This window comes from Devosia sp. 919 (genome assembly GCF_013185965.1).
GTDB lineage: Bacteria > Pseudomonadota > Alphaproteobacteria > Rhizobiales > Devosiaceae > Devosia.
In genome coordinates, this window is record NZ_JABAOL010000001.1 from 2,111,091 (window position 1) to 2,125,638 (window position 14,548).

At 61.4% G+C, this 14,548-nt stretch carries 19 protein-coding genes; 18 read left to right on the top strand and 1 reads right to left on the bottom strand.

Annotated elements, in window-relative coordinates; all coding sequences use genetic code 11:
- The first annotated feature begins 9 nt into the window (after window positions 1-9).
- A complete protein-coding gene (locus HRQ64_RS10345) occupies window positions 10-1,659 on the top strand; it encodes a phage portal protein (protein ID WP_172123208.1) in 1,650 nt (549 codons plus the stop codon).
- Window positions 1,656-1,919 carry a hypothetical protein gene (locus HRQ64_RS10350; protein ID WP_172123209.1) on the top strand — a complete coding sequence of 88 codons (264 nt, stop codon included), beginning with the start codon at window positions 1,656-1,658 and terminating at the stop codon, window positions 1,917-1,919. Before HRQ64_RS10345 ends, HRQ64_RS10350 begins: the two co-directional genes overlap by 4 nt.
- 5 nt (window positions 1,920-1,924) lie before the next feature.
- On the opposite strand, the gene HRQ64_RS10355 is transcribed toward HRQ64_RS10350, so the two are convergent.
- The gene (locus HRQ64_RS10355) at window positions 1,925-3,052 is read right to left on the bottom strand and encodes an acyltransferase (protein WP_172123210.1); all 1,128 of its coding nucleotides are present in this window, start codon (window positions 3,050-3,052) and stop codon (window positions 1,925-1,927) included.
- 163 nt (window positions 3,053-3,215) lie between these two features.
- Between HRQ64_RS10355 and HRQ64_RS10360 the strand changes: the two genes are divergently transcribed.
- From HRQ64_RS10360 to HRQ64_RS10435, 16 genes are all read left to right on the top strand, one after another.
- A complete protein-coding gene (locus tag HRQ64_RS10360) occupies window positions 3,216-4,232 on the top strand; it encodes a head maturation protease, ClpP-related (RefSeq protein WP_172123211.1) in 1,017 nt (338 codons plus the stop codon).
- A gap of 10 nt (window positions 4,233-4,242) precedes the next feature.
- The gene (locus HRQ64_RS10365; protein ID WP_172123212.1) at window positions 4,243-4,623 is read left to right on the top strand and encodes a head decoration protein; all 381 of its coding nucleotides are present in this window, start codon (window positions 4,243-4,245) and stop codon (window positions 4,621-4,623) included.
- A 6-nt stretch (window positions 4,624-4,629) separates the two neighbouring features.
- Window positions 4,630-5,670 carry a major capsid protein gene (locus HRQ64_RS10370; protein ID WP_172123213.1) on the top strand — a complete coding sequence of 347 codons (1,041 nt, stop codon included), beginning with the start codon at window positions 4,630-4,632 and terminating at the stop codon, window positions 5,668-5,670.
- A gap of 10 nt (window positions 5,671-5,680) precedes the next feature.
- On the top strand, window positions 5,681-5,980 hold the full coding sequence (locus tag HRQ64_RS10375; protein ID WP_172123214.1) for a hypothetical protein: 300 nt from the start codon (window positions 5,681-5,683) through the stop codon (window positions 5,978-5,980).
- Window positions 5,980-6,363, top strand: coding sequence for a hypothetical protein (locus HRQ64_RS10380; protein WP_172123215.1), 384 nt, complete (start codon window positions 5,980-5,982; stop codon window positions 6,361-6,363). Before HRQ64_RS10375 ends, HRQ64_RS10380 begins: the two co-directional genes overlap by 1 nt.
- Window positions 6,360-7,166, top strand: coding sequence for a hypothetical protein (locus HRQ64_RS10385; RefSeq protein WP_172123216.1), 807 nt, complete (start codon window positions 6,360-6,362; stop codon window positions 7,164-7,166). The genes HRQ64_RS10380 and HRQ64_RS10385 overlap by 4 nt, the downstream gene beginning before the upstream one ends.
- Window positions 7,167-7,192: 26 nt before the next feature.
- Complete coding sequence (locus tag HRQ64_RS10390) at window positions 7,193-7,705, top strand: baseplate assembly protein (RefSeq protein ID WP_172123217.1); 513 nt, start codon at window positions 7,193-7,195, stop codon at window positions 7,703-7,705.
- A 9-nt stretch (window positions 7,706-7,714) separates the two neighbouring features.
- Window positions 7,715-7,888, top strand: coding sequence for a hypothetical protein (locus HRQ64_RS10395; RefSeq protein ID WP_172123218.1), 174 nt, complete (start codon window positions 7,715-7,717; stop codon window positions 7,886-7,888).
- Window positions 7,888-8,286 carry a GPW/gp25 family protein gene (locus HRQ64_RS10400; protein WP_172123219.1) on the top strand — a complete coding sequence of 133 codons (399 nt, stop codon included), beginning with the start codon at window positions 7,888-7,890 and terminating at the stop codon, window positions 8,284-8,286. The genes HRQ64_RS10395 and HRQ64_RS10400 overlap by 1 nt, the downstream gene beginning before the upstream one ends.
- 8 nt (window positions 8,287-8,294) lie before the next feature.
- Window positions 8,295-9,203, top strand: coding sequence for a baseplate J/gp47 family protein (locus HRQ64_RS10405; RefSeq protein ID WP_172123220.1), 909 nt, complete (start codon window positions 8,295-8,297; stop codon window positions 9,201-9,203).
- Window positions 9,203-9,841 (top strand): phage tail protein I, encoded by a 639-nt coding sequence (locus tag HRQ64_RS10410; RefSeq protein ID WP_172123221.1) that lies wholly within the window; start codon window positions 9,203-9,205, stop codon window positions 9,839-9,841. The genes HRQ64_RS10405 and HRQ64_RS10410 overlap by 1 nt, the downstream gene beginning before the upstream one ends.
- A complete protein-coding gene (locus tag HRQ64_RS10415; protein ID WP_172123222.1) occupies window positions 9,841-12,126 on the top strand; it encodes a hypothetical protein in 2,286 nt (761 codons plus the stop codon). The genes HRQ64_RS10410 and HRQ64_RS10415 overlap by 1 nt, the downstream gene beginning before the upstream one ends.
- Window positions 12,127-12,137: 11 nt before the next feature.
- Window positions 12,138-12,308: a hypothetical protein gene (locus tag HRQ64_RS10420; protein WP_172123223.1), complete on the top strand. Its 171-nt coding sequence runs from the start codon at window positions 12,138-12,140 to the stop codon at window positions 12,306-12,308.
- Window positions 12,280-12,783, top strand: a complete 504-nt coding sequence (locus HRQ64_RS10425; RefSeq protein ID WP_172123224.1) for a hypothetical protein — start codon at window positions 12,280-12,282, stop codon at window positions 12,781-12,783. The genes HRQ64_RS10420 and HRQ64_RS10425 overlap by 29 nt, the downstream gene beginning before the upstream one ends.
- Window positions 12,784-12,792: 9 nt before the next feature.
- Window positions 12,793-13,110, top strand: a complete 318-nt coding sequence (locus HRQ64_RS10430) for a hypothetical protein (protein WP_172123225.1) — start codon at window positions 12,793-12,795, stop codon at window positions 13,108-13,110.
- Between the two features lie 728 nt (window positions 13,111-13,838).
- Window positions 13,839-14,336: a hypothetical protein gene (locus HRQ64_RS10435; protein WP_172123226.1), complete on the top strand. Its 498-nt coding sequence runs from the start codon at window positions 13,839-13,841 to the stop codon at window positions 14,334-14,336.
- Window positions 14,337-14,548: the final 212 nt, after the last annotated feature.

A 14,548-nucleotide genomic window follows, 5' to 3' on the forward strand; every position in this document is an offset into this window, starting at 1 on the left:
GAAACACTGATGGTCGAGACCAAGCCGCGGGTCCGCGTGAAAGCGGGGGCCGTTGTGTTCCCCGCCGCGCCGGTCCGCAAGGCAACGGCTCGATATCTCCGGGGTGATAGCTCTGGCATCCTGGCGATGCGCCGGGCTGTCACTCGCGATGCGCGCCACGACGTGTGGGAAGCGGCGGAACGCGCTTCGGCTCTGGCGATCGACTTCCTGCACAACAGCGGATGGTTGGCCGGGGCTGCCGACCAGGTCATCGCTGACACAATCGGGACAGAGCTCAAGCTCAATGCCCGTCCGAATTTTCGCGGCCTCGGCTATACCGAAAAGCAACGCAGCGACTGGTGCACGTTGGTCGAGATGGAATGGCGCCGTTGGGCCTGGAACCGGCACGAGTGCGATCTGGCTGGCAAGATGACCGTGCCAGAGATGCTTGACGCCGTGATGCGCAGCAATCTCGCCTATGGTGAGGCCCTTGGAGTTCTCGACTTCTTCACCCGCGGGCAGCGCCGGCAATATGGCCTTGAGACCGGCACGAAGGTGTCCCTTGTCGCTCCGCACCGACTACCGCGGGTTACGCGCGAGTTCGAGGGGCTGGATCAGGGCATCTACCACGACACACGGGGCAGGGCGCTGCAGTACCTGTTCCGCCGCCGGGAAACCGGGATCGAGGTGGATGCGCCGATCAGAGCTCAGGACGTCATTCACGTCATGGACCGTGGCGAGAACCCGGGCAGCCCGCGAGGTATCTCGGTGCTGGCGCCGATCCTCAAGGTCATTGCCCAGTCTGACCAACTAGCCGATGCCACGCTGGCGACGGCTTTGATGCAGACCATCTTTGCTGCCACCATCAAGAGCCCAGAGGCAAGCGACGAGGCTTTCCAAGCCATCCAGACCTTGGCAGACACCGAGGCGCCAGCTAGCTGGGACGAAGCTGCAATGCCTTGGGCAGAGCATGTCGGTGGCATTGCGCAGGATCTGATCGACGTCTGGGGCATGCGGATCGGTGCGCTCAAGGAGAAGGGCATCTCGATGTCCGACCCTGCGCGCATCAATCACCTTGGCCCTGGGGAAGAATTCCAGATGCACACGGCTTCAACGCCTGGCAGTCAGTACATCCCATTCTCGCAGAACCTGCAGCGCGAGATGGCGCGTCGACTGGGGCTAACCTTCGAGTCCTTCTCGATGGACTTCACCAACGCTACCTACTCCAGCGTGCGGATGGGCATCGCGTCGATTTGGCCGATCGTTACACGGCGGCGGGAACGCATCGCTGCTCCATTTGCTCAGGCTATCTACGAGGCATGGCTCGAGGAAGCCATTGCCGAAGGACGCGTCCCGCTGCGCGGCGGACTAGCTGCCTTCACGGCCAACAAGCAGCGGATCGTGTGGGCTGAGTGGCAAGGCCCCGCACAGCCGAGTGCGGACGATTACAAGAGCGCCATGGCGGCCAAGGTTCGGCTGGAACTGGGCATCTCGTCCCTTGCGGACGAAGCTGCATTGCTTGGCCGGGACTGGGAAGAGAACGCAACGCAGATCGGCCGCGAGATCAAGCTGCTCACCGGCGAAGGCATCCCGCACCCGTTTGGTCGTTCGCAGGGAGGCGCCGGTCAGAACGGCATGGCCGCAGAGGGCAACCGTGAACCGGCACGAGGTGACACATGAGCGTGGAAGGCGACGACCCGCTTGCGGTGGACTGGTGTGCCAGGGCGGCCAAGCTTCGCAAGGTCGAGGAAGCAATCCTCACTGGAGAAATGATTCTGGAGGCACGTTTCGGCGCTGACATGATGCGTTACGCGAACGCCAGTCTGTCAGATGTTCAGAACGCACTGAACAATGCCATTCAGCAGTGTCGGCTCAGCCGCGGCGAGAAGCCGAAGCGACGGCGCTTTGCCATGCGCGGATTCATGACCCGCCCGTACTAGCTTGGCTAGCCGGCGGCCTCGATTTGCCGACGCGGAATGGTGTTCATCGCCTGGCGCAACCAGCGGGCCACCGGCTGCTCAAAGAAGTGGTGTGCAAGAGCGGCCACCAGAAGGGACACCAGCGTCGTCAGCAGTACCGCACCAAGCCCGCTGTAGCCTTGGTGAAGTGGTAGTCGCAACGCGACGATGACGACGGGGTGCGCCACATAGAGGGCGTAGGAAATCGAACCGAGGTAGAGCAGGGGACGCAGCAGCACAAACCGGCAGGGTTGGGTGACCGCGAAAACCAGCACCAGAGGCACGAGGCTCAGTCCTGTACCGAACACACTGTGGGTCACTCGGAAGGAGCAGGCGTACTGAAGCGCCACCAACGCGATTGCTCCAGCCCGTAGGACGAACGAGACGCGGTTACTGCGGATCTTCCAGCCTGTCGCATGCAGCAGCCCGCATAGTACGCCAGCGGCGAACAGCAGGATGATGGGATTGGTTGGGAGATTTAGCCAAGCGCTCTCGAAGGGGAAGTGGTTCTCGGAAGTCAGGAACTGAAATTGGTTGGTTCCAAAGGCCAGGGGAATGGCGAAGACGGCCAGGAAAATCCAGGTCAGGAGCGCGGTCCACCTCCACCGGCCAAAGAACAGGGAAATGGCAAAGGCCAGGTAGAAGTACATCTCATAGTTGAGCGTCCAGCCCACGGTCATGATCGGGAATCGATAGACCGGTGCGTCGGCCACCTCCATCCCAGGTAAGAACAGCAGGCTTCGAACGATGTGCTGCAGTGTTGGGGCCGACGCAGGATTGAGAGCGACAAAGGCCAGGGTCGCGAGCGCATAGAGCGGTAGGACGCGGATCACGCGGCGGATGTAAAAATCGAGTGGCGCCGGTGCAGCCCTCCTCGTGGAGGTTGCCAGCACCATGACGAATCCGCTGAGGATGAAGAAGACGTCCACGCCGAAAATAGAAGCAGGCCAAAACACTCGGCCCGTGAGGCCCTCTCCGTACGGCTCGATGTAGTTGCTGGTGTGCCAGAACACTACGCCGAGCGCCGCTATACCTCGGAATGCTTCAATCCAGTCAACTCGGCCCGTACTGCGGGCGGCGCTGTGCGGCGCCGAGTTAAAAGACAGCTCTACCATTGGGCTACGTCAATCGTTCCAGGAAAGCACGATTGATGAGTCGATCTAATCAATTCGGCTGATCGATACCTAGTCCAGCAAACGGTCGTAGGTCCAGCTTTGCTGTCCGATCAGAAGCTGATGTTTCAGTCTATTCATCAGGGTTGCAATTAAGGAACAGCACATGGCTGCCATTCTGGATGACGGAAAGCTTCGGCTCTCCGGCTATGTCGGTGACTATTTCTTTGAGGACGGGTTCACCTCGTCTGACATCGTGCTGGCACTGGCCCAGGTGGAAGACGACAGCGACCTGGATGTTCATGTCAACTCCGGCGGGGGCGTTGCCTCCGAGGGTGCTGCGATCCACGCGCTGCTGTCGGCTCGAGCCGGCACCACGAACATCGTGGTTGAAGGCATTGCAGCTTCCGCGGCCTCATTGATTGCAATGGCGGGCGACACGGTCACCATGTCCGCCGGCGCCGTGATGATGATCCACGATCCATCGGGGATGACCTGGGGCACTTCGGACGACCACGCCAAGACCATCGAAGGGCTTGAGGCGCTGGCGACGGCCTATGCCCGCGTCTACTCGGGGAAGTCCGGCAAGACCACCGATGAGTGCCGCGCGATCATGAAAGCCGAGCGCTGGTATTCGCCCGAACAGGCGATCGCCGAAGGCTTTGCTGACGACACCACCGAGACCAAGGCCGACGCCGTGGCCGCCTTCGACTACCGCACCTATGCCCATGCTCCGAAGCGCCTGACCGCGCTTGCGAGCAAGAAGAATTGGTCACTTCCGACCAGCAAGGCGGCACCCGCCGCGTCACCAAGTCCAACACCGGAGAACACCATGTCGGACAAGAACGACGGCGGGGACAAGCCCGTCGATACCACCCAGATCACCGCCGACACCAAGGCCCGCATCAAGGCAATCATGACCTCGCCCGAAGCCAAGGGCCGCGAAGATCAGGCCGAGCATTTGGCCTACGAGACGGAGATGACCGCCGACGCTGCAGTTGCAATCCTCGCCAAGGCTCCCAAGCCGACTGCATCGGACAAGCCGGCACCTGCAAACGATGACGCCGCAACTCTCGAGGCCCGCCGCCTCAACGGCGAGGGACTGAACGGCAGTGGCGGCAAGCCAACCACCATGCGCGTCGATCTCGTCGCGGACATGAAGCGCCGCAACGGCATCAAGTAAGGAGGGGCAAATGGCTCTGGAAACCTACAGCTACAAGGTCGACTCCGACGTCGTGAAGGACGAGGGCAAGAACCGGTTCTCCCGAGATGATGACACGCTGGCCGCGGGGTCGGGCGTCGTTGTTTGCGGCACCGTCCTCGGCCTTGTCACCGCAACTGGCAAGTTCAAACCGCTCGCACTCGGCGCCTCAGACGGTACCGAGACTGCCGCGGCCATCATCCTACAGAACGCCGACGCAACGGGTGAGGACGTGACCGTTGTCAACCTCAAGCGGCGGGCCCAGGTCGTGCTGCAGGCCCTGGTCTGGCCCGTAGGCACCAATGCCACCCAGCAAGCTGCAGCTCTAGCTGCTCTCGAAACCCGCGGCATTGTTGCCCGCACTGGAGTCTAACCAGCAATGCCCACTCCGCTCGACTACCTGCAGGCGCCTGAGTTCGCGCCCAACCGCCTCACGGAAAGCATCAACATCCCGCCCTATGACACCGGTCGTCCGGCTCAGATGGGGCTTTTCGCCGACACGCCCATTGCAACCACTTACGTGCGTCTCGGCCTGACCGATGACGAGATCACGATCATCCCGGCGCGTGAGCGCGGCGGTGAGAACAATCTGAACATGCGTGGCGACCGCCAGGGACTAATGATCAGCATCCCGCATTTTCCGCTGGATGATGCGATCACCCCTTCGGATTTGCAGAACCTGCTGGTCTGGGGTGAGGACTATGTCTTCCAGACCCTTGCGGGCGTCTACAACGAGAAGCTCGGGTCGATGCGGTCCAAGCACACTGCCACCTGGAACCACCTCGACTGGGGCGCCCTGAACGGTCTGATCCTCGATGCCGAAGGCAAGCTCCTGCTTGACCTCTACGACGAGTTCGAACTGATCCAGCACACCGTCAACTTCGCGCTGGATACGTCCACAACAGGGATTGCCGCGAAGAACCGGGAAGCCAAGGCGCTGCTGCGAAAGGAGCTTCGTGGTGCTGCAACTCGCGGTGCTGTGGTGCTCGCCGGCGCTGAATTCTTCGACAAGTACGTTGGCCACCAGAACGTGCTCGACAACCTGAAGGCTTATCGCGACGCAGGGACCAATCCGGGCCGCGAAGAAGTCGAGGAGAGCTTCACCTTTGCGGGCATGCGCCTCGAGCGGATCGACGAAGAATTTCAGTATCGCCAGCCCGACGGCACCTTCCTGACCAAGGAAGCCGTCGCCGACGATGAAGCGATCCTGGTGCCGCTCGGCACTCCGTACTTCAAGCGGTACAGCGCGCCGCCTGACACAATTGCGAATGCTAACCAGGCGCCTAACCCCGGCGACAAGATCTTCGTCTCGACCGACGATCTTCCGCACGGCAAGGGTCAGGAAATCCACACCGAGTCCAACGTGCTGCCGATCTGCACCAAGCCCGGCGTGATCATCAAGCTCACTGTTGGGCAGTAAGGAGGCAAGCATGTTCCGTCGTTTCAGAAAGCGCTTCGAATACCTCAACGATGAAGGTCAGAAGGTCGCCATCCCGCGCAATTGGGCTGGTGAGGTGAGCGACAAGGTAGCGGCTGACGCTGATGCCGCGGGCGCAACTCTCGTGGATAAGGTCAAGGTTGCGGCACCGGATGGGCCCAAGACCGTCGAGGACATGAGCAAGGACGAGCTCGTTGCGGAAGCCGTAAAGCGGGGCGTCCAGATCAAGGCCTCCGACAACAAGGCCGAAATCCTGGCGGCGCTGAAAGCGGCTGCACAGCCGGTTACCTGATGCCCATCGCCGCCCGCTTCCACGATGCTCGCGACCAGGTTCTTGCGGGTGTCGACAAGGCATTTGCCGAACCCGTCCGCCTGTCGTTCCTCAAGAAGGGCGTAGTCGATCCAGCCCGCCCGCCAGTTGATATCGAAGCGGTGCTTCGGGTCGGGGGCGGTAATGAGACGAACATAGCCGGAGGCTGGGCAGCCAGCTGGCGCACCCAACTCGCAGCAGGCAAAGCCGAGCTGCACATCAACGCAGCGAATTATGCCGGGCCAGCAATCAGGACCGGCGACCGCGTGAAGGCTCTGTCTCGTAAAGCTGAGCCTTGGTTCAACGTCGAGCGCGTGGATGATCGGGGCGAAGCCCGCTTGGTGCTGGAGTTATCCGAGACATGAGCCTGACCAGGATCGCGCTGCGTATCGCTGCCGTTGAGGCACTGAAGGGCCGGACGCTGGTTGGCGACAATGTGCTCGACAGCCCCAATGGCGCACTCGATATCCAAGCGGATGGGACCCTGCGGACGGATGAAGAAAAGCCGTTCATCAGCGTCTACACCGACCAGGGTAAAGCCGAGGGCGTGACCGGTCGCAGCCTGATCGAGAACGGCGTCTGTGACATCGTCTTCGAGATGGGCGTGTCGCTTGGCATGACCGAGGTCGACCAAGATACCGGCGAAGCTACGCTTGTGGGCATCCAGGTGCCGGCTTCGGACAGCACCAAGGAGTTCTTCCTAGACATTGTGCAGCGGCAGCTTGCCGATGCGCTGAATGATCCGGACAACCCGTGGGCTGAGGTTTATCGCGGTCTACACTACGGGGTGACAAAGCTCGAATATGCCGGCGCGCGCAATGCGGATGATGGTCAGCGTCTTGCTGGTCACCAGATGCGCATTTCAGTTCAGTTGGCCGATGATCCGGTCAAGGGCGATGCCCTCGATGCTGATGCGCCGTTCTCGGGGTTCCTTGATCTGCTGGAGGCGTCCAGTGATCCGGTGCGGCAGACCCAAGCCGCAACCATCAGATCGCTGCTGGCGGGCTCCAACGAGCCGTGGCAGTCGCTACAGCGCCGGCATGGCATGACCGCCTCGGAACTGCTCGCCCTTGGCCGTGGTCCTTTTGCTGGTGACGAAGAACGCGCCTCTCCGATGATGGAGGGCGCAACGATCGACTTACAGCGCCGACCACAACCTGCGGAGTAAACCTGATGTTCGCCGAGCTAGTTGGCATGAAGGCGGATCTCGAGATGCTGAAGTCCGCCTTCGGCAATGCGCTGAAGGTTGGGCCGGTCGAGGTGGTGGACGCTCAGAAGGGATATCGCCTGCGCCTCGGTGGCACCGATGAGGAACCGTACCTGTCGCCGTTTTACCCCCATCCTGAAACCGGGAAGACCAGCATACCGCTGAAAAAGGGCCAGATCGTTGGCGTGATGAACCCCTCCGGTGATCCCAGGCAGGGCTTGGTGTTCCGCGCGGGGTACTCTGACGGCAATCCGTCGCCAAACAACGACATGGAAGCCAACGTCTTTGAGGACGCCGACGTCCGCATTGAGGTCAAAGGCGGCGTCCTACACATCACCGCTGGCTCGCACGTGGTGGTCAATGCGCCCAAGGTTTCGCTTGGCGGGGAGGGTGGACCTGCGGTCGCCCGGGTTGGCGACAAGGTCAATGTCGGGTCCGGCTCCTCTGCCGGTCTCTGGCCGATAGTTGAAGGTTCATCGACCGTCTCGGCCGTCGATTAGGAGAACATCATGGACAAGAAAACCTACGAAGTTGCCCCCGGCGTGGCCTGGGTCAACGGCTCGCCCACGCCCAAAGATCGCGAGGTCGAGCTTACCGCAGCGGAGGCACAGTACGATCTCGGCTTAGGCCGCATTACTCTCTTGGGTACTGCACCCAAGGCACAAGCCAAGGCAGGTGACTGATGGCCGATATCGACCGACACACAGGCGAGGTCATCGACAATTATGCCTCCGCTCTGCAGTCTGTCGAGGTGATCTTCACCACCCGCATTGGCGAGATGATCCTGATGCGCCACTTCGGGGCAGGGCTTGTCGAGCTTCTCGGGAGACTGATGGTGCCCGCACTGTTCGCTGCCTTCCGCACACTCCTGGCCGCAGGCATCGATGTCTGGGAGCCGCGCTTCCGCGTTCGGCGGGTCGACCTCAACGGCAGCGTTGATGAAGTTCGGCTCGGCCGGGCTGGTTTCCGCATCGAGGTTGATTGGCGGCCTCGCGCTCATCTGGGCGACAACACCGTCGAGGGTGTGCGCACCTTCGGCTTGGCCTTCGCGGGTGGACGTGCCGTGACGGCCAACACTTAGAGGCTGCAATGACCACCAGTATTGATCTGTCGCGTCTGCCCCCACCGGCAGCGATCGAGATCCTATCGGCTGATGCCTTGCAGAATGCGTTCATCGATCGGTTTCTGTTGGTCTGGGGTGAAGAGCGGTTGGCCAATCCCGCATTGCCGGTGTTCGATGCCACGCGGATTTCAGCTGGTCCGGCCAATGTGCTCAAGCGTGTGTTCAGCTATCTTCGGCTGCTCGACCGCCAACGCGTCAACGAGGCAATCAGCGCGGTTCTCGCGCCGCTGGCCCATGGCGCCGACCTCGACAACATCGCGGCAGGGCAGGGCATTCAGCGCCTTGTGTTGGTGCCGGCAAGCACAAGCGCTCCAGCCGTTCTGGAGAGCGATACTGCACTGCTGCGGCGCTATCTGTTGAGTTTCGGCCGTCCTGCTGCTGGCACACGTGACCGCTACCTGTTGGAAGCATGGACCGCCTGGCCCGCCATGCTCGATGCCCGTGTGAATGGTCATGAGGTGCACGGTCGCCGTGGCGACAGTGACGTGGTCATTGTTGGTCCTGGTGGACGTCTACCTACAGACGAGGAAAGGGCGGCAATTCGCAAGGCTGTCACTGCACCGGACGTGCAGCCCGAGGCCGTAGCAGCCAATGTCCTGGCCGCGCATCGTCTGATCTATTCGGTGAGGCTCGTGATCGAAGTGCCAAAAGGGCCGGATGCAGAATTGGTCCGAGCCGAAGCCGAAGCTCGCGTGCGCAGGGAGGCTGACGAGCGAATGGTGATTGGCGGCGAAGTGCCGGCGGATCTGCTCTCCGGCGCCGCTTACGGACCATCTGTGATCAAGGTGCGGGATCTCGCCCCGCTGATAGTTGAACCAGACCCCTATACAGTCCCGATCTTGGGTGAGCTCGACATCACGGTTGAGGTGCGCTGATGGGTGCGGCGCTTCTCCACAGCAATGCCGGCGCGTTCGAGCGCGCCATTGCCGAAGCGATGACCGACAAACTGCCGGTGCCCATCCGGCAGATCATGGACCCGGCCACCACGCCCAGCGAGTTCCTTCCGTTCCTGGCAGCGCATCGTTCGGTTGATCTCTGGTTTGAGGATTGGTCGCAAGACCGCAAACGCGCGATCGTCGCTGACTGGCCCAAGCTGGCAAGCCTTGTTGGGACACGGGCAGCGCCGCCCCGTTTTCTCGCCTATGTCGACGCTGAGCTCATCGATGCTCTGTCGCATCCACACCGGCCCCTCACCGGTCGGTATCCCATTGGTCGTGTGCTGCTGGGCCATCCAGCATTTCGCGCGATCTATCTGGTGAAGACGGCGACCGTTGGGCCCAGATCCGGCTATTGCGCGGGGCGGCACCCGGTTGGACGTCGACCATCTCGAGCGGCGGACTTCCGACCGGTAAAGCGCGCTTTGGAAGCTCTCCGCCAGGCCAAGGCTCCAGAAACGGAAATCCTGGTGGACTTTGCCAACTATCGTCCGCTGACCGCGGGTGACGCCATTCCCGCCGGCAGCGCCGTACGCGCCGGTCAATACCTTTCTCGAAATCGATTGGGCCGGACCTGATGAAGCGCCAGATCATCCGCGATGACGTTTACAACAGTGGGGACGACCACTCTGCCCATGGGCTCAATACGATCGAGGCTGTGGGCAATCTAGCGGCCGACGTTGCAGGCTACCCGCACCATTACGCGGCTGTAACCGTCTCCGCACCAGCATCGACTGTGGTCCGCATCAACCCTGGCCGGCTCTATGTCGCTGGCAAGGTGTACGACCTGGACCAGCCCGTAGACGTGGACCTGCAGCCGCGTTTGACGCAAGTGTCGGGTGACACCGTCTGGGTCGCCCTGCTGTTGCGCGGCAAGGTCGATGTGATCCGGCAGCAGCGCCAGGTCTTGATCGATGCGGACACCGAAGAGACCGACGTTCAGCAGATCGAGGTTGCCGAGCACTTCACCATTGAGGGGATCGTGCAGGCAGGTATACCCGGCCCCACGCCGCTCAAGCCCACCGTAGCCGAGACTGAATGCATCGTTGCCTGGGTCCTGCTGTCGAACACCAGCGTGGCCGCCATCGAGATGCACCCGGCTCATCGGGTGCGTTCGCTCTATGAAGTCGAAGGCCGGCTGACCATCCTTGAGTTCCGGTTCGCTGAACTGGTCCAGACCGTAGCAACACTGCGTACCGATCTTTCGGCGGTAGCGGCTGCTCAGCGCGATGCCGTCAGGCGGGACGTTTTTGCCCAGGCTCTGCTCGATATCAGTGCCTTGCGCCGGGAAACCCGCATCCTCGAGAACGAACCCCGCGCCTATCTCTATGATCCAGGCCTCGTGAACGACAAATGGGACACCGACCACCCAATGTGGGTAGCGCGTGTCGCCGAGGGCATACGCTTCGAGTTTGTGCAGCTGCGGGACGACCGTTTGGAACTGTACGATGCGGCCAACTCCGACGTCATGGTCGTGGATGGCATGCTGCTGCCTCGCTACGAGGAGGTGGTGAAGCTCTCGGTGGAGGGCGGCACCCAATCCAAGAATATGAGCCAGCTGGTTCACACCGAGGTGCGGGCCGTGCAGCGCGAAGTTTCGCGCTCTTCCACGTCTTATGGCCCGATCGTCACCGTGTGCGAGAACACTAAGGATTGGGAGCGGGTTGGGACGGCGGCAAAGGCTGGCAAGAAGCTGGCGGTGAAGGGCGAGACGTTCAAGGTTGTGGGTCTTTCAACCAACACTCGCTCAGCCAACTGGAACGCCGACCCGCGTTCGGACGGTCACAAGAACTACGACGTGCAAAAGGTCTCCACGACGAGCTGGACCGAAACTTATTGGGACTATGTGAGCGAGGAGTTTGGGCTCAACGGGTCCGTTTATGGGCAAACTTGGCTGAACAGCCAGATGCAGATCCTGACGGCCATTCGTCTCCGTTTCACCCGCGTCGGCAGCTCAGGCGATGCGCATCTGGTGGTGTGCGAATGCTCCGATGACGGCGAGCCCGAACTCGACAAGGTTATCTATCGGTCTACCGTGCTGCACGCCAACCTGGCAGCGGGAAAGGTGCGCTTCCCACTGCGCCCCAGCCTGCTGGAACCCGGCCGGCGCTATGCCTGGTTCATGGTCACCACCGGCAATCACCAAATCGCCTATGTGGAGAAAAACAAGTTCGCCGAAGGGTCGATGTTCCAGATGTCGGACGGCGCTTGGGCGCAGGGCTCCATCACGGAAGACTTTGAGTTCGATCTGATGGGCGCCAAGTTCTTGAGCACCCGCACCGAGATCGAGTTCCAGCCCCTGAACCTGCCTGGCGGCATGACCTATGTTCGGCTCGTCGCTCCTGGGTGGGCACCGGAGGGCACCCAGGCCCTCTGGCAATTCAAACTTCCGAGCGATGATCAGCCTTGGCGCAACATCACGCCGGAAAACGCGGACACGCTTTACGCGCAGCCGGAGGGCATCCGGCTCAGATTGGTGATGGTCGGGACGACCGACCTTTCGCCGGCGATCCTTTTGGGCGCCACTGCGCGCAGCGAGGTCGGTCGTACTCAAGGACTGCTCCGGGCTCGCACCGAGTTGATCCAGTTCGGCGTCAGCACCAACCGGATCGTCGTGGACCTGATGATTGACCAGTGGGTCGATGCGCAGCACACCGCGACCGTGCGGCTGCTTATCGGGGCGGCCGAATACACGGCAGCGGCCGTGAGCATCTGGCAGGATCCGGACAAACCCCGGCGCCGGCGTCTCAGCGCGGTGTTCACCGGCCTGCCCGCCACCACCTCGGCCACTGTCCTGATCGAGGGCACCAAGTCCAGTGTTGACGAGTGGTTCGGCGAGAGCCTTTTCGTGATGGCAACCTAAGAGCAGCACCCATGTCCAAGTTTGAGGCCGACCAGGAATACATGTTCACGCTGCGTGAGAGCGTGAAGGTCGAGGGCATTCGGTTCAGCCGAACCGAAACGCACTTCGCCAAGGGCTCGCTGCTCACGGCGATTGTCGAACAGGAGGGTGAGCATGTCATCGACACTGCCGTCTCCCGATAACGACTTTCTTGTCAGCAGTGTCACGCTGCTAGACCCACCCACGCTCACGGCGGTCTTTCAGGGGCTTTGGTTTCGCATCAAGGCGCTGCAAGAGATCGCAGCAGGGTTTGAGGACGCGGTTGCACAGAGCGCCATTGAGCTTGCAACGGGCAAGCTGGATCTCGCGGTAAAGCCGGCACTGGACACGCTCAATGACCGCGTTGGCGAAATCAACGCCCTTATAGTCGACGCCGAGGACCGACTTGCTGCCCTCCAGAACAGCGGGGTTGCTGCTGAGAACGTGCCTATTGGGCCAATCGAAGGCTTTCCTGCTGATACCAATGCGGCGGACGCGTTTAGGCAGCTTCGGACCGTCCTGGATGAAGCCCAGAACGAGATCAGCGCACTGGCCGCTGGTACCTACAGCAAGACCGAAGTTGATGGAGCTTTAGTGGCCGTTCGCGACGACGCCTTTTGGCTCGCATCAACCCTTTAGGAGCCGATCATGGCCATCAAGAATGCGCGCGCTGCCCTGACCACCACGACCGCTAGTGTCTACACAGCCCCGGCGACTGGCGCCAAGGTCACCATGATCCAGGTGGCTAACGTGGACGGCGCCAACGCTGTCGACGTGACGGTACAGTGGACCGATGCCAGTGCATCGCACGCTGTGACCCGTCTGTGCTTCAATTCGACCGTGGCGGCCAAGGATGCTTTGTCTGTCCCTGCCGGCGGGTTGCTTCTGGAAAGCGGGGACCGGATACAGGCTCTCGCTTCCGCCGCTAGCGATGCGGAAATCACTATTTGCGTGCTCGAGGGCTAGGCCATGACCATGTTCAAGAAGGCGGGCGGCGCCTTTGGGCGACTGTCTCAGGCGATGGCGCCGGGAGGCGAGGGCCCTGGAGGCGCCGCGTTGCCATATGTCACCAGCGGCATGACGTCCAACCAAACCACGGTTCAATGGCCCTCTAACGAAGCGGGCGAGCTAGCCGTGTATATCGCTGACCGTTATTCTTCCAGCGGAGCGCTCGTGCCTAACAATCCAGTTGCTGGGTTGCCGGAAGCCAAAGTGCTGCTAGCCGAGCAAATCACGGCCAGTTACAGGACTATTGTAGCGTGTGGCAAAACCCGGCCTGAGGCGGGGTCATGGGCGCCGGGTACGGGTACCAGTAGCTCCAAGGGGTATATTTTCATCCTGAGGGGGGCGGGCACCATTGGCCGGCTTGTCTATATTCCCGCCCCAGGCTCTGGTGCCCAGGTAGTAATCCCCCCGATGCAGGGTCTTGCACCCGGCTCCAAGGTATTGCTGGCTCCTGCCACTGGTAACCTGTCTACGGGGGGCGGTTCCCCAGGGCTTGGTCAGGCGGCACCCACTAGCGTCGATTGGTTGGGTATGGGTGTGGTTCCGGGGCTGACAATGAACATTGCTCACCCAGCATCCGGCCCGTTCGCCATGTGGATGGGTGAGACCGAGGGGGGAGATTTCCCAGGGTATAGCTATCTCAGTCCTTCCGGTTTTGCGGGGCTGTGGATGATGGAGGTGTTGGCCGAATGAGGGAGCAACTTTATGTCCTAGATGGCCATTCCCCCGGCCCGCTACCCTTCCGCATCACCATGCCCGACGGTAGGACTCGAACGGATCCTAAGACATTTACGGCTGCAGAGATCAGCGCCGCAGGCTACGTCAAGGCACCAGCTCAGCCGGCCTGCGACTCCGAAACTCAGCAACTGGCGTGGAATGCGGAAACCAAGAAGTGGGTCGTGGAGCTTCTGCCACCGCCTCCCGGCGCTCACGCCTACACCCTGACGCGCCGCCAACTCCGCTCTGCTGTTGCTCTGGCTGGTATTCCCCGCGATGCTATCCCGAACGCAATTGAGCAGATCGACGACTCGTTGAAGTGCGACCTAGCTTTGATCGATTGGGAGGATGCGCCCTTTTACAAGCGTGACCATCCGCTTTTCGCAAACCCGCAGATTATCGAGGCGCTTGACCTTACAGCCGAGGCAATCGACGCCATGTGGTTGCTGGCGAAAGACCTGCCCGAGTAAGCAATGGATCCAGCACTAGCTGGATGGACGAGTTTCTTTGCTGGAATCGATTTTTTTTGTCGTGGTTCATGATCGAGATTACGCCCTTGGCGTGGTTACGCCCGTACCCGATGACTTCCTGCAGATATGCATAAACGCCGTCCTGCCTCGCATGGGGACGCCATGTGAGTTGGCGTGTGCATGGTTTTGGGCCGGCTCAGCCGGTGGTTGTA